At 72.1% G+C, this 13,350-nt stretch carries 14 protein-coding genes; 8 read left to right on the forward strand and 6 right to left on the reverse strand.

The features are described from left to right. Positions 1-2 precede the first annotated feature (2 nt). Complete coding sequence (locus tag JOL79_RS31920) at positions 3-1,172, forward strand: glycoside hydrolase family 68 protein (RefSeq protein ID WP_210159663.1); 1,170 nt, start codon at positions 3-5, stop codon at positions 1,170-1,172. 116 nt (positions 1,173-1,288) lie between these two features. Here the strand turns inward: JOL79_RS31920 and JOL79_RS31925 are convergent, their stop codons facing one another. Further along, a complete protein-coding gene (locus tag JOL79_RS31925) occupies positions 1,289-1,756 on the reverse strand; it encodes a MarR family winged helix-turn-helix transcriptional regulator (RefSeq protein ID WP_307848839.1) in 468 nt (155 codons plus the stop codon). 259 nt (positions 1,757-2,015) lie between these two features. On the opposite strand from JOL79_RS31925, the gene JOL79_RS31930 reads away from it, so the two are divergent. Further along, on the forward strand, positions 2,016-3,374 hold the full coding sequence (locus JOL79_RS31930) for an extracellular catalytic domain type 1 short-chain-length polyhydroxyalkanoate depolymerase (RefSeq protein ID WP_210159664.1): 1,359 nt from the start codon (positions 2,016-2,018) through the stop codon (positions 3,372-3,374). 85 nt (positions 3,375-3,459) lie between these two features. Here the strand turns inward: JOL79_RS31930 and JOL79_RS31935 are convergent, their stop codons facing one another. Continuing rightward, positions 3,460-4,293, reverse strand: coding sequence for a PaaX family transcriptional regulator (locus tag JOL79_RS31935; RefSeq protein ID WP_307848840.1), 834 nt, complete (start codon positions 4,291-4,293; stop codon positions 3,460-3,462). A 106-nt stretch (positions 4,294-4,399) separates the two neighbouring features. On the opposite strand from JOL79_RS31935, the gene JOL79_RS31940 reads away from it, so the two are divergent. From JOL79_RS31940 to JOL79_RS31960, 5 genes are all read left to right on the forward strand, one after another. Beyond that, a complete protein-coding gene (locus JOL79_RS31940) occupies positions 4,400-5,311 on the forward strand; it encodes an SDR family oxidoreductase (RefSeq protein WP_210159665.1) in 912 nt (303 codons plus the stop codon). A gap of 1 nt (position 5,312) precedes the next feature. Then, positions 5,313-6,206 (forward strand): amidohydrolase family protein, encoded by an 894-nt coding sequence (locus JOL79_RS31945; RefSeq protein WP_307848841.1) that lies wholly within the window; start codon positions 5,313-5,315, stop codon positions 6,204-6,206. Continuing rightward, positions 6,203-6,661 carry a MaoC family dehydratase gene (locus JOL79_RS31950; protein ID WP_210159666.1) on the forward strand — a complete coding sequence of 153 codons (459 nt, stop codon included), beginning with the start codon at positions 6,203-6,205 and terminating at the stop codon, positions 6,659-6,661. The genes JOL79_RS31945 and JOL79_RS31950 overlap by 4 nt, the downstream gene beginning before the upstream one ends. A 219-nt stretch (positions 6,662-6,880) precedes the next feature. Further along, positions 6,881-8,236 carry an MFS transporter gene (locus tag JOL79_RS31955; protein WP_210159667.1) on the forward strand — a complete coding sequence of 452 codons (1,356 nt, stop codon included), beginning with the start codon at positions 6,881-6,883 and terminating at the stop codon, positions 8,234-8,236. A gap of 15 nt (positions 8,237-8,251) precedes the next feature. Next, complete coding sequence (locus tag JOL79_RS31960) at positions 8,252-9,793, forward strand: acyl-CoA synthetase (RefSeq protein ID WP_210159668.1); 1,542 nt, start codon at positions 8,252-8,254, stop codon at positions 9,791-9,793. 28 nt (positions 9,794-9,821) lie between these two features. Here the strand turns inward: JOL79_RS31960 and JOL79_RS31965 are convergent, their stop codons facing one another. From JOL79_RS31965 to JOL79_RS31975, 3 genes are all read right to left on the reverse strand, one after another. Next, the gene (locus JOL79_RS31965) at positions 9,822-10,046 is read right to left on the reverse strand and encodes a hypothetical protein (protein ID WP_210159669.1); all 225 of its coding nucleotides are present in this window, start codon (positions 10,044-10,046) and stop codon (positions 9,822-9,824) included. Positions 10,047-10,053: 7 nt separating this feature from the next. Then, a complete protein-coding gene (locus JOL79_RS31970; RefSeq protein ID WP_210159670.1) occupies positions 10,054-10,707 on the reverse strand; it encodes a sigma-70 family RNA polymerase sigma factor in 654 nt (217 codons plus the stop codon). A 65-nt stretch (positions 10,708-10,772) separates the two neighbouring features. Then, positions 10,773-11,246 carry a peroxiredoxin family protein gene (locus JOL79_RS31975; RefSeq protein WP_210159671.1) on the reverse strand — a complete coding sequence of 158 codons (474 nt, stop codon included), beginning with the start codon at positions 11,244-11,246 and terminating at the stop codon, positions 10,773-10,775. 252 nt (positions 11,247-11,498) lie between these two features. Between JOL79_RS31975 and JOL79_RS31980 the strand changes: the two genes are divergently transcribed. Then, positions 11,499-12,116: a class I SAM-dependent methyltransferase gene (locus tag JOL79_RS31980; RefSeq protein WP_210159672.1), complete on the forward strand. Its 618-nt coding sequence runs from the start codon at positions 11,499-11,501 to the stop codon at positions 12,114-12,116. Between the two features lie 33 nt (positions 12,117-12,149). Here the strand turns inward: JOL79_RS31980 and JOL79_RS31985 are convergent, their stop codons facing one another. After that, positions 12,150-13,328 carry an anhydro-N-acetylmuramic acid kinase gene (locus JOL79_RS31985; RefSeq protein ID WP_210159673.1) on the reverse strand — a complete coding sequence of 393 codons (1,179 nt, stop codon included), beginning with the start codon at positions 13,326-13,328 and terminating at the stop codon, positions 12,150-12,152. Between the last annotated feature and the right edge of the window lie 22 nt (positions 13,329-13,350).

Genomic DNA, 13,350 nt, shown 5'->3' on the forward strand with positions numbered 1-13,350 from the left:
GCGTGAACGACAGCCGGCCGGCGCACTGGACGCGCCGGCACCTCGACCTCCTGGCCGGTTCCGCGGGCGACCCGGCGACGACCCCGCCGGTCATCGGCCTGCCGGAGCCGCCGCGGATCCTGTCCGATCACGACCTGTGGGACCTGTGGCCGATCCAGGAGGAGGACGGCTCGACGACCGTGGCGCTCGGGCGCGAGCTGTGGATGGCGCTGTCGGCGCCCGCCACGGGTCACCCGGAGGAGCGCCACGACGTCGCCCGCATCCGGCTGCTGGCCAAGGCCGGAGACGACTGGGAGGACCTCGGCGACGCGTTCGCCGACGGGGTCTCCCCGGGCAGCCGCGAGTGGTCGGGATCGGCGATCCACCGGCCCGACGGCACCGTGTCGGTCTACTACACGGCCGCCGGGCGGCGCGGCGAGGCGCGGCCGTCGTTCGTCCAGCGCGTCGTCGAGGCGCGCGCCCGGCTGCTCACCGACGGCGGCCGGATCCGGCTCGACCCGGGCGCGGAGCACCGGCTGATCCTCACCTCCGACGGGGTGACGTACCTGCCGGCGGACGAGATCGAAGGGGGGCCGGGACGGATCAGGGCGTTCCGCGACCCCGGCTGGTTCCGCGACCCGGCCGACGGCCGGGACCACCTGCTGGTGGCCGCGTCGGTGCCGTGGGAGGACCGCTTCATGGGCGCGGTGGCCGTGGCCGGCGAGGTGCCGGGCGGCTGGTCGCTCCAGCCGCCGCTCCTGGTGGCCGACGGCGTCCACCACGAGATCGAACGCCCGCACGTCGTGGTCCACGACTCGTCCTACTACCTCTTCTTCTCCGCCCAGCGCTACGGGTTCCACCCGTGGGGAAGCGGGCCCACCGGGCTCTACGGCTTCGTCGCCCCCGCCCTGACCGGGCCGTACACCCCGCTGAACGGCTCCGGGCTGGTGATCGGCAACCCGCCGGAGGAGCCCGACCAGGCGTACGCATGGGTGGTGCTGCCCGACCTCACCGCGGTGAGCTTCCTCAACTACCGGTCCGCTGACGGCAAGGACCCGAGGGACGTCGGGGCCGCCGAGGCGCGGTCCCGGTTCGGCGGGACCATCGCGCCGGTGCTGCAACTCACGCTCGACGGGGCGAACACGTCCGTCGCGGTTCGCGCGTCCGCCGGGGCGGAGGGAGCGCCCCAGTAGACCGGCGCCCCGGCCGGCACGGCCCTCGGACACGACGTCCGCCCGGTGGTCCCGGGCGGGGTCGTGCGCCGGGGGCCGCCCTGTGCTCCCGTCCGTCCGGGGCCCGGCCGGGCGTGTCAGTACGCGTCTGGGCGGAGAGCCCGCGCGCACACGGTCAGACCATCTGCCAGCGTGGCGCGCGTGGCGTCGTCGATCCTCGCGAGCATGCCGGACTCGATGTCGTCGAGCGATCCGTCGCACTTCTCCAGCACCGACACGCCTTCGGGGGTGAGCCGGGCGCACAGCACCCGGCCGCCGTCGGGGTGGGGATCGCGGCGGATCAACCGGCGCCGTTCCAGGTCGCGGATGACGAGGTTCATCGCCTGCGGCGTGACGAAGGCGATTCTGGCCAGCTCCGCCGACGACACGCCGTCGCGTGTGCGCAGTTCGCTGAGTGCCATGTACTCCGTCGTGGTGACGCCGTGCCGGGCCAGCGCGTCGTCCAGATGGGCCCGGATGCGGCGCTCCAACCGGAACACCAGGTAGCTCAGGCGGGGAGTGGTCGAGGTCGGCTGGGCGGCCGGACGCGTGCGGCGGGCGGTCACCGGATGACCATACCCTGCGTTCCTGAGGATGTAAGTTTCGCACCCTCGTATCAAGCTAATTGATAACAAGTGACTTGATATGCAGCGGAAATACGGCGCGCCGCCTGGTCGATCTCGACGGCCGTTCGCGCCGAACCTTGACCGCCCGTTCCGGTCGCTTTTATATCGGCTTCCGTCGTCAACTCGCGAGCCGGTGGTGTTCCGTCCCTCTGTTCCACGCAGAGAAGACCGCTCGCGAACCAGAGCAGAGGAGGAGCGGATGAAGCGATTGATCGCAGCGCTCGCCAGCGTCTGCGCCGCGGTGCTGTGCGCCGCCGCGACGCTGGTGTTCGCGCACCCCGCCACCGCGGCCACACTGACCGAGGTGACCGCGTTCGGGGCCAATCCCGGGAACCTGCGGATGTACGTCTACGTGCCGAACGGCGTCCAGCAGAATCCCGGCATCGTGCTGGCCATGCACCCCTGCGGAGGCTCGGGACCGGGCTTCTACTCGTCCAGCGAGTTCGCGTCGCTCGCGGACCGGTACGGCTTCATCGTCATTTTCCCGTCGGCGTCGAACAAGAAGTTCAACTGCTTCGACAACTGGTCGGACGCGTCGAAGGTGCGCGGCGGCCAGACCGACCCGGTGTCCCTGATGTCCATGGTCACCTACGCCGAGCAGCAGTATCACGGCGACCCCGGCCGGGTGTTCGCGACCGGCAGTTCCTCGGGCGCCATGATGACCAACGCCATGCTCGCGCTGTACCCCGAGGTGTTCAAGGCGGGCGCCGCCTTCATGGGCGTGCCGTTCACGTGCTTCCCCAACGAGGCGGCGTACCAGCCGGGCGGCAACTCCGCGCCCTGCGTCGGCAAGACCGCGCAGCAGTGGGGTGACGTCGTGCGCAACGCGAACCCGAGCTACCACGGACCGTGGCCGCGCATGCAGCTGTGGCACGGCACCAACGACACCGTCGTCGCCTACTCCGAGCTGGAGGAGGAGATCAAGCAGTGGACGAACGTGCACGGCCTGAGCCAGACCCCCACGTCCACCGACACCCCCCAGTCCGGCTGGAACCGCCGCCGGTACGCCGACTCCTCCGGCACGGTCCGCGTCGAGGCGTACACGATCCAGGGCGCCGGGCACACCCTGCCGGCCACCGGCATGGCCGCCTACGCCATCCAGTTCTTCGGGCTGAACGGTAGCGGCCCCAGCACGTCCCCGTCCGCGTCTCCCTCGGTGTCCCCGTCCGCGTCGCCGTCGGCGTCTCCCTCCGTTTCGCCGTCGGCGTCGCCGAGCGCCAGCCCGTCCAACCCCGGCGGGGCCACGTGCCGGGTCGCCTACACGGCCAACTCCTGGAACAACGGTTTCACCGCCAACCTCACGATCACCAACACCGGCGGCGCGGCCGTCAACGGCTGGACCGTCACCTGGACGTGGCCGGGCGACCAGCAGGTCAGCAACGCGTGGAACGCCACCGTGACCCAGTCGGGCCGCCAGGTCACCGCGCGCAACATGTCCTACAACGCCGCCATCCCGGCCGGAGGCAACACCAGCTTCGGCTTCCAGGCCTCCTACAGCGGCGCCAACACGGCCCCCACCGCGTTCGCCCTCAACGGCACGGCCTGCGCCACGGCGTAGCTCCCCGGCCGTGCGTGAACCATCTCGGAGCAGGGTGGTGCGAGTCCTTCCCGGGCTCGCACCACCGCCCGCCGGGCCGGCCGGATCACAGGGCCAGCTCGTCCAGGACGGTGGCGGCCAGCCCGGCGGCGCGGGACTCGTACTCACGGGCGAGCGCGTGGAAGACCTGCTCGGCGCGGATCGCCGGCCAGTCCCGGGGCAGGTGCTCGGCCGGCAGGTGGGGATCCTGGCGGACGAGCTGCAGCCAGTCGGTGTGCAGCAGGAGCTGCCGCGCCAGGTCGTCCGGCGCGCCCGGCACCGGCCGCGGGACGTCCCACTGCCCGAGGAACGACCGGTAGCGCCGCGCGATCTGCTCCAGGTCGAAGGCCTTCCTGACCAGGTCGGCCGCCTCGGTCGGCTTGAACGCCGTCGCGGTGAGCACGGTGACGTGGTCGCCGAGGTCGAGCGAGGCGAGGACGTCGCTGACGTCCTTGGCCCCCGGCGCGATCCACAGCCCGCTCTGCAGCAGGCCGAACCCGTTCCAGATGAGCCGGGACCGCAGGTCGTGCCGGGTGCTGCGCCGGCTGTCCGGCAGCGAGAACCCGACGAGTGTCCAGGTGCCGTCCCAGTCGCGGTTGACCGCGCCGGTCTCCCACACCCGCCTGCGGCCGTCCTCAAGCACCTGGACGGCGTGCGGGGTGAGACCGAAGTACACCTTCCGTCCCCGCGGATGCCGCGACAGCAGGTTCCGCTTCACCATGCGGGCGAGCGTCGACCGTACGGCCTCCTCGGAGACGCCGAGGCGGGCGAACACGTCGATGACGCTCCCGGAGTAGACGGCGATGTCGCGGTCCAACGCGTAGACGCCGAGGAAGCTGAACATCAGGGACTGCGGGCGCACGGATGCCATGGTCTGGTCGTCTTCGCCGCCGATGGTCACAGCAGAAGGGTAGACCGTCCAGGACATCATGCAAATCTTTGACGATGGTCATATAAGTGCCATAGATTCGAGACGGTGTCCCGCTCTCCAGCGAAAGGCGAGGTACATGGATCTGTCGGGCAAGGTGGCCGTCGTCACGGGCGCGGGTCGCGGCCTCGGGCGCGCGTACGCCGAAGCGCTCGCGGCGGCCGGCGCGGCGGTCGTCGTGAACGACGTAGAGGGCGGCTCGGCGGCCGCGGTCGCCGCCGGGATCGTCGCGAAGGGCGGCGCGGCGGCGGCCGTCGCGGCCCCGGTCGGGTCCAGCGAGGTCGCCGAGCGGCTCGTCGCCGCGGCCGTCAAGGAGTTCGGCCGGCTCGACGTGATGGTGACGAACGCCGGGGTCTTGCGCGACCGCGTCCTGTGGAAGATGTCGGACGACGACTTCGACACGGTGATGGACGTCCACCTCCGCGGCACGTTCACCTGCGCCAGGGCGGCGGCGGTCCGCATGCGCGAGCAGGGAAGCGGCGGCCGCCTGATCCTCGTCTCGTCACCGGCGGGCCAGCGCGGCAACTTCGGCCAGACCAACTACGCCGCGGCCAAGGCGGGCATCGTGGCGATGGCCCGCACCTGGGCGATGGAGCTGGCCAGGGCGAACATCACGGTCAACGCGATCGTCCCGGTGGCGGCCACGGAGATGACCCGGACCATCCCCGCCTTCGCCCCGGTCATCGAGGAGGCGGAGCGTGCCGGCGGGCGGTTCCCCGAGTGGCTGCGCCGCGACGAGGGCCTCGGCACGGTCGAGGACGTGGCCCCGCTCGTCGTCTATCTCGCCTCGGACGCCTCCGCGCACGTGACGGGCCAGGCCGTCGGCATCGGCGGCGACCGGCTCGCCCTCTGGTCCCACCCGGCCGAGAAGGCCGTCGCGTACGCCGACGGAGGCTGGACGGCCGACGCCATCGCCACCGGCTGGGAGACGGGAGTGGGCGCCGAACCCGAGACGTACGGCATCCCCGCGCCCAAGATCCCGGAGAGCTGAGGTGGCGGGCATCGACGTCGACGGACTGGTCGCCGTCGACGTGCACACGCACGCCGAGGTGTCCGCGGACGGGCGCACCTCGATGGGCGCCGAGCTCTTCGGCGCCTCGGAGAAGTACTTCAAACAGCACCCCAGGCCGACCATCCCGGAGATCGCCGCCTACTACCGGGAGCGGAGGATGGCGGCGGTGGTCTTCACCGTCGACGCCGAGCACGCCACCGGGCACCCGCGCATCTCCAACGAGGAGGTGGCCGAGAGCTGCGCCGAGCACGCGGACGTGCTGATCCCCTTCGGCAGCGTCGACCCGTGGAAGGGCCGGGCGGGCGTCCGCGAGGCGCGCAGGCTGGTGGAGGAGTACGGCGTGCGCGGGTTCAAGTTCCATCCGAGCATCCAGGGCTTCGCGCCGGACGACCGGATGGCCTATCCGCTCTACGAGGCGATCGAGGAGCTCGGTGTCACGGCCCTGTTCCACACCGGCCAGACGGGCATCGGCGCCGGAGTGCGGGGCGGCGGGGGGATCCGGCTGAAGTATTCCAACCCCATGCTCGTCGACGACGTCGCGGTGGACTTCCCCGACCTGCGGATCATCCTGGCCCATCCGTCCTTTCCCTGGCAGGACGAGGCGCTGGCGGTCGCCACGCACAAGCCGCATGTCTACATCGACCTGTCCGGATGGTCGCCCAAGTATTTCCCGCCGCAGCTCGTCCGGTACGCCAACACGCTGCTGAAGGACAAGGTGCTCTTCGGCTCCGACTACCCGGTGATCACGCCGGACCGCTGGCTGGCCGACTTCGACGCGCTCGACATCAAGCCGGAGGTCCGCCCCCGGATCCTCAAGGACAACGCCGTACGCCTGCTCGGGCTCCGTACGGAGGAAAGGACGACGCGGTCATGACCACGACGGCGCACGGGCTCGCCGAGATCAGGGCGCTCGCGGGCACGGACCTCGGCCGCAGCGGGTGGCTGGAGGTCACTCAGGAGCGGGTGAACACCTTCGCCGACGCCACCGGCGACCACCAGTGGATCCACGTCGACCCGGAACGGGCGGCACAGGGGCCGTTCGGCGGCACGATCGCGCACGGGTATCTGACGCTCTCCCTGGTCATCCCGCTGTTCAACGAGCTGCTGGACATCCGCGGGGTGCGGATGAGCATCAACTACGGCCTAGAGAAGGTCCGCTTCCCCAGCCCGGTCAGGACCGGTGCCAAGGTCCGCCTCGCCGCCGTGGTCGTCGCGGTCGAGGACGTCGCCGGCGACGGCGTGCAGATGCTGCTCGACTTCACCGTCGAGGTCGACGGGTCCGCCAAGCCCGCCTGCGTGGCGCGGGCCGTCTACCGCCACTACGCCTGAAAGTCACCCGCGCCACACCGCCCGACCGGCCGCGCCCGCCGGGGCGTCTCCGCTGGTCAGAGGCTTGAGGATGAGCCACGTCCGGTTCCGGCGGGCGGCCGCCGGCCCGGGCTCGGTCCAAATTCGGCAAACTATTGACGTCCGTTACGAGTCTGCCTAACCTCCCGGACAAGAAGGCGAAGTTTCCCCCCACTCGCTCCCCCCATGAGGAGCTCGGTCATGCCGAATCTGTCTCAGACACCCCCCAACCGGATCCAGCTCCGACGCGCGGTCGCCTCCAGCTTCCTGGGCAGCGTCATCGAGTACTACGACTTCCTGCTGTACGCCACGGCCGCGGCGGTGGTCTTCAACAAGGTCTTCTTCTCCTCCCTCGACCCGCTCGCGGCGACCGTCGCCAGCTTCGGCACGTTCGCCACCGGCTACCTCGCGCGCCCGCTCGGCGGAGTGATCTTCGGTCACTACGGCGACCGGCTGGGACGCAAGCGCATGCTGGTGCTGACCATGGTCCTGATGGGCGCGGCCAGCTTCCTCATCGGCCTGCTTCCCACCTACGCGCAGATCGGCAGCCTCGCCCCGGTCGCGCTCGTCGTGCTCCGGATCCTCCAGGGCGTCGCGGTCGGCGGAGAGTGGGGCGGCTCGGTCCTGATGTCCGCCGAGCACGCGACCGGCCGCCGCGGCCTGTGGGCGAGCTTCACCAACGCCGGAGCGCCGTTCGGCATGGTCCTGTCCACGGGCGTGCTCACCGGCACGGCCGCGCTCATGGACGAGAGCGCGTTCCTGAGCTGGGGCTGGCGGGTGCCGTTCCTGCTCAGCTTCCTGCTGGTGGCGCTCGGCCTGTTCGTCCGGCTGCGGGTCGAGGAGACACCGGTGTTCCAGGCCGCGGGGGAGATGGGGGTCTCCCGGGCTCCGCTGGCCGACGTGCTCCGCCACCACCCGAAGGTCCTCCTGCTGGGGGTCGGCGTCGGCCTGTCCGCCTTCGTGGCCCAGGGCACGCTCACCACCTACATCATCGCGTACGGCGTGCGGACCGGCTTCGCCCGGCAGGACGTGCTGAACGGCCTCACGCTCTCGTCGGCGCTTGCCGTCGTCGGCATCCTCGGCTGGTCGGCGCTTTCGGACCGGGTGGGACGCCGTCCGGTGGTGCTGGCCGGCGCGCTGCTCATGGCCGTGTTCGGCTTCGTCCTCTTCCCGATGGTGAACACCGGCGACACGGGCGTGCTCGCCCTGGCGCTGGTGCTCGGCCAGGCCGTCATCCATCCGCTGATGTACGGCCCTCTCGCCGCCCTCTACACCGAGTTGTTCGCCACCCGGAGCCGTTACACCGGAGCCTCGCTCGGGTATCAGATCGCCGGGCTCGGCGCGGGTCTGGGGCCGCTGCTGTTCGCCCAGCTCGACGCGTCGACCGGCGGCGGCGGGACCACGGTGATCTCGGTGATCATCGCCGCCTCGTGCCTGCTGACCGTGGGCTGCGTCCTCGCCCTGCGCGAGACCAGCCGGCACGACCTGACCACGGTCACTCCCGCGGTGACGCCCTCAGGGCGCGTCGCCGACGCGCCGAAGCCGTCCTCCGCCTGACGAGAGGGACCACGGATGCGCAACGCCGGACTGGGCGGCTGGCCCGCCCGCCGGGCCCAGATGAGCCCCGGCCGCACCGCCTTCGTCTTCGCCGACCGGCGGGTCACCTACGCGGAGGCGCACGAGCGGACGACGAGGCTCGCGTCCCGGCTGCGAGAGGCGGGGGTGCGAGCGGGCGACCGCGTCGCCTATCTCGGCCCCAACCACATCGCCTTCGCCGAGACGATGTTCGCGACCCACGTGCTGGGCGGGATCTTCGTCCCGCTCAACTTCCGGCTGACCGCGCCGGAGATCGCGTACATGCTGGCCGACTCGGGCTCCTCCGTGCTCGTCTACGCGCCGGAGTGCGCGGAGGTGGCGCACGCGCTTCCGGAGCTTCCGGCCCTGCGCACGATCGTGGCGCTGGAGTCGCCCGCGCCGGGCGAGCGGGACTTCGAGTCCTGGCTGGCTCAGGGCGACTCCACCCCCATCGACACCCCGGTGGCGCTGAACGACATCGCCCTCATCCTCTACACGTCGGGGACCACCGGGCGTCCCAAGGGCGCGATGCTCAGCCACGCCAACCTGGTGTGGAACTGCTTCAACATCATGATCGGCGTCGACGTGACGAGCACCGAGGTGACGCTGATCAGCGCGCCGCTGTTCCACGTCGCGGCCCTGAACCAGACCCTGCTGCCGACCTTCCTCAAGGGCGGCAGCTCGGTCATCATGCCGTCCTGGGACGTCGACCTCTGCTACGACCTGATCGAGAAGCACGGCGTCACCTGGATGTTCGGGGTCACCGCCATGTTCGCCGCGTTCTCCCGGTCGCCGCGGTGGGCCGGCGCCGACCTGGCGTCGCTGCGCACCCTGATGTCGGGCGGGGCGGCCGTCCCGGTCGCGCTGATCCGGGTCTACCAGGAGCGGGGGCTGGTCTTCTGCCAGGGCTACGGGCTGACCGAGACCGCGCCGGGCGCCACGTTCCTGGAGGCCGGGGAGAGCGTGCGCAAGGCGGGTTCCGCGGGGGTTCCGGTGTTCTTCGCCAACGTGCGCGTGGTCCGTCCCGACCTCACCCTCACCGCCGTGGGGGAGCCGGGAGAGGTGCTCGTCCAGGGGCCGAACGTCACGCCCGGCTACTGGCGCGACCCGGAGGCGACCGCGGCCGCCCTGATCGACGGCGGCTGGCTCCACTCCGGCGACATCGCCACCGTCGACGAGGAGGGGCATCTCCACATCGTCGACCGGGTGAAGGACATGTTCATCTCCGGCGGGGAGAACGTCTACCCGGCCGAGGTCGAGGCGGTGCTCTTCGAGCACCCGGGGGTGGCCGAGGCCGCCGTCGTGGGCGTGCCCGACCAGAAGTGGGGGGAGGTCGGGCGGGCGTTCGTCGTTCCCCGCGAGGGGGCCGCGGTCACCCCCGGCGACCTGCGCGACTTCCTCGGTCCCCGGCTCGCGAAGTACAAGATCCCGGTGTACTTCGACCTCGTGGAGGGCCTGCCCAGGACCGGATCCGGCAAGATCCGCAAACCCGACCTGCGGAGCAGGCCCCTGCCGCCCGGCGCGACGCCGCCCCCTTAGCGCTCCGGGCCCGCCGTTCCGGCCCCGGTCATTCCGGCCCGATGAGGCGGGCCGCCGCCAGCAGGCCGGCGAAGTCCTCCTCGCACGGACCGCACGCCCGCAGATGGGCGGCGACCCCCGGGTATCGGGCCTCGGGATCCTCCCCGGCGGCCACGAGCTCGACGTAGACGTGCAGGATCTCCATCGCCTCGCCGCATCCGACGTCCCGGGGGTCGGTGCGGAGGAATCGCTCGAGTCGTGAAAAGCCGTTCATGACCGCCTCATGTCCTGTGGGTCACGTAGCCCGCAAGGCGGGCTTCCAGTTTGCGGCGGGCGTCGAACAGTGTCTTGTAGAGCGCGTTGCGGTTCGATCCGAGCCTCGCCACGAGGGCGTCGAGCGGGACGCCGTTGAGCACGAGCGCGACGAAGACCCGCCGCTGGTGGGGGGTCAGTTCCTCGTCCACCGCTCGTCGCAGCGCCGCGATCAGGTCGCGCCACTCCGCGTGGTGCTCGGGTCCGGAACCGAAGCGCTCCGGCAGCCGGCTCCAGTCCTCCAAGTCGAGGCGGGCGTCCGGACGCCGCCAGAAATGACGCCCGAGCTTCCCGGACACCTCGAAGATCACGAACTTGTACGCCCAGGTCGTGAACCGGCTTTCGGCCCGGAACTCCCCGATCTTACGGATGATCGACATCACCGCGTCGGCGGCGGCCTGGTACGCCAGATCGTCGAGTTCCGGGCCGCTCACCCGCAGCCCGGCCCCGCGCCTGCGCACCTCGGCGCGGGCCACCCGCAGCAGCAGCTCGTGCAGTCGTTCGATCGCCTGGTCGCGTTCCTGGCCCGTCCCGGTGAGAGTACGGAGCCACTCGGCGGAGTCGGGATCCGGTGAGCGCCTCAGTTCCGGGTCGCCCGAGACAGACGATTCCGCAGAGCTCATATGCTCACCCTATCCAGGCGATCGTCGTGCCGGCCGTGGCGGGCACCCGCGCCCCGGCGTACGGATCAGTGCTGGCGCAGGTAACGGACGAGGCCGATCACGTCCTCGGGGACGAGACGGCCGATCGCGCCGCTGGAGTAGACGCTGACCACGACCCGGCCCTCGGGGTCGAGCACGAAGCCCGTCGACTGCAGATACTCCGGCTCGGCGTTGACGAACGCCCCCACGGCCTTGGACACCGCCCGGGCGTCCGCGCCGTATGCGACCGGGAAGGTCAGGTGGTGCTTGTCGACGGTCCCCTTGGTGGTGGCCTCGTCGTCGACGGAAAGCGCGACCACCCTGATGCCGAGCTCCGACAGCTTGTCCAGCTCACGCTGGAAGGCGCGCAGCTGCGCGTTGCAGTACGGGCACCACGCGCCACGGTAGATCAGGACCACGCCGAAGTGGCCCTCGAGCGCCTCCGGGAGGACGAGGTCGTCTCCGCCGGGGAGCGTGACGGTCAGGGACGGGAACCGGTCACCCGCGTCGAGCAATGTCATCGAAGTATTCCCTTCGTGCCGATGGCCGCGCGCCGTGGGCCCCACGGCGCCGGCACCTGTTTCGACTTGTTGGTGACGGCCCGGCCGCGGGTCTTACCCCGGCCGCCACAGGCCCTCCAGGACCGGGAGGGGTGACCGTTACGGAGCGAGGCGCGGCGTGCCGCCGAAGGAGCGGCCGCGGGGGCCTGAGAGGCTTGTGATCACCCGGCTTGATCACCCGACGCCCCGAGAGCGGTCACGGAGGCCACGACGATGCACGAGCGATCCCTCGCGGAGACCAGGGCCTTCTTCGCCGCGAAGGCGGACACCTGGGAGGAGAAGTACCCCGACGACGGCCCGGCCTTCGCCGCCGCCGTCGCGGAGCTGGCCCTGCCGCCAGGCGGGCTGGCCCTGGACGCCGGTTGCGGGACGGCCCGCGCGTTCGTCCCGCTGCGCGACGCGGTCGGTCCCGCCGGGCGCGTCGTCGGCGTCGACGTCACGCCCGAGATGCTCCGGTCGGCCCGCGACCGGGGCCGCGGCGCGTACGGCCGCCTGCTGCTGGCCGACGTCGGACGGCTGCCGCTCGGTGACGGCGTGGCCGACGGCGTGCTGGCGTCGGGACTGATCTCGCACGTCCCGCGACCGGAGGCGGCACTCCGCGAACTCGCCCGGGTGACCCGGGAGGGCGGGCGGCTGGCGTTGTTCCACCCCGTGGGCCGCGCCGTCCTGGCGGCCCGCCGCGGCCGTGTCCTCACTCCCGACGACGTCCGCGCCGAGGCCAACCTCCGCCCGCTGCTGTCGGCCGCCGGCTGGACCCTGCTGGCCTGCCACGACACCGACGACCGCTACCTCGCCGTCGCCGGCCGGCGTCCGGCCGGGAAACGGGCCTGACGGCGAGCGAGCGGGCGACCGGCCGTGTGAGCCTCAGGCGGCGGGAGCGGCGACCCGCAGCCGCGTGGGCGGCACGGCGACCGGTTCCGGGAGGCGGAGCGGCCCGCGCCCCGGCGTGAGGCCGCCGAGCAGCACGGCGTGCCGGGCGCCCGTGCAGGAGGGCACCTGGCCGGGCAGCCCGTGCACGGTGAGGAACCCGAGGACGGCGAACGCCAGGGCCTCCTTGGCGGCGGACGGCACGCCCAGGTCGTCGCTGGACCGCAGGGGCACGCCGGGCAGTTCCTCGCCGATCATCCGCAGCATCGTGGGGTTGCGGACGCCGCCGCCCGACACGACGAGTTCGGTGACGGAGTGGGCCCGGCAGGCGTCCGCGACGGTCACGGCGGTCAGCCGGGTGAGCGTGGCCAGCACGTCGGCCGGGTCGGGCACCGGTCGCCCGGCCAGCGCCTCCAGCAGGTACGGCAGGTGGAAGTGCTCCTTGCCGGTGGTCTTGGGCGCGGGCCTGCGGTAGTAGGGGTCGGCGAGCAGTCTGGTCAGCAGGCCGTCGCCCACCCGGCCGGCGGCCGCGCCCCGGCCGTCCTCGTCGTGGTCGCGGGCGCCGCCGCTGAAGTGCCGCACCGCCGCGTCGAGCAGCGCGTTGGCGGGGCCGGTGTCGAAGGCGACCGGCTCCCCGCGGGGCGGGACGACGGTGACGTTGGCGATGCCGCCGAGGTTGAGCGCGGCGGGAACGCCCGCCCGGCCCCGCAGCAACAGGGTGTCGAGGACGCTGACCAGCGGGGCGCCCTGCCCGCCGGCCGCGACGTCGCGGGAGCGCAGGTCGGAGACGACGGGAAGCCCGGTCGCCTCGGCGATCCAGGCCGGGTTGCCGAGTTGCAGGGTGCCCAGGACGGCACCGTCCTCCACCCAGTGGAAGACGGTCTGGCCGTGCGAGACCACCAGGTCGGCCGCGCCGCCGCAGAGCTCGGCGGCGGCGCGGACGGCCGCGGCGGCGAAGGCGCGGCCGACGCTGGTGTCGAGCCGGCAGACGTCGCCGGCCGTCGTGGCCGCCGGAGGCAGCAGGGCGGCGATCCGCGCCCGCACCTCGTCCGGGTACGGCACGTGGATCATTCCCATCGGCCGCATCACCAGGGTGTCGCCCGCCAGGCTCAGCTCCGCGGCGGCGGCGTCGATGCCGTCGTACGACGTTCCGGACATGAGGCCGATCACCCGCATGGCTCCTCCAACGGCGCGTGGT

The organism is Microbispora oryzae, from assembly GCF_017896165.1.
Lineage (GTDB): Bacteria > Actinomycetota > Actinomycetes > Streptosporangiales > Streptosporangiaceae > Microbispora > Microbispora oryzae.

What these genes read in the sequence shown, in the direction of transcription:
- JOL79_RS31940 (WP_210159665.1), top strand. Translation starts at nt 4,400, where the DNA reads ATGGATCTGTCGGGCAAGGTGGCCGTCGTCACGGGCGCGGGTCGCGGC.
- JOL79_RS31950 (WP_210159666.1), top strand. Translation starts at nt 6,203, where the DNA reads ATGACCACGACGGCGCACGGGCTCGCCGAGATCAGGGCGCTCGCGGGC.
- JOL79_RS31985 (WP_210159673.1), bottom strand. Translation starts at nt 13,328, where the DNA reads ATGCGGGTGATCGGCCTCATGTCCGGAACGTCGTACGACGGCATCGAC.
- JOL79_RS31955 (WP_210159667.1), top strand. Translation starts at nt 6,881, where the DNA reads ATGCCGAATCTGTCTCAGACACCCCCCAACCGGATCCAGCTCCGACGC.
- JOL79_RS31930 (WP_210159664.1), top strand. Translation starts at nt 2,016, where the DNA reads ATGAAGCGATTGATCGCAGCGCTCGCCAGCGTCTGCGCCGCGGTGCTG.
- JOL79_RS31960 (WP_210159668.1), top strand. Translation starts at nt 8,252, where the DNA reads ATGCGCAACGCCGGACTGGGCGGCTGGCCCGCCCGCCGGGCCCAGATG.
- JOL79_RS31975 (WP_210159671.1), bottom strand. Translation starts at nt 11,246, where the DNA reads ATGACATTGCTCGACGCGGGTGACCGGTTCCCGTCCCTGACCGTCACG.
- JOL79_RS31970 (WP_210159670.1), bottom strand. Translation starts at nt 10,707, where the DNA reads ATGAGCTCTGCGGAATCGTCTGTCTCGGGCGACCCGGAACTGAGGCGC.
- JOL79_RS31965 (WP_210159669.1), bottom strand. Translation starts at nt 10,046, where the DNA reads ATGAACGGCTTTTCACGACTCGAGCGATTCCTCCGCACCGACCCCCGG.
- JOL79_RS31980 (WP_210159672.1), top strand. Translation starts at nt 11,499, where the DNA reads ATGCACGAGCGATCCCTCGCGGAGACCAGGGCCTTCTTCGCCGCGAAG.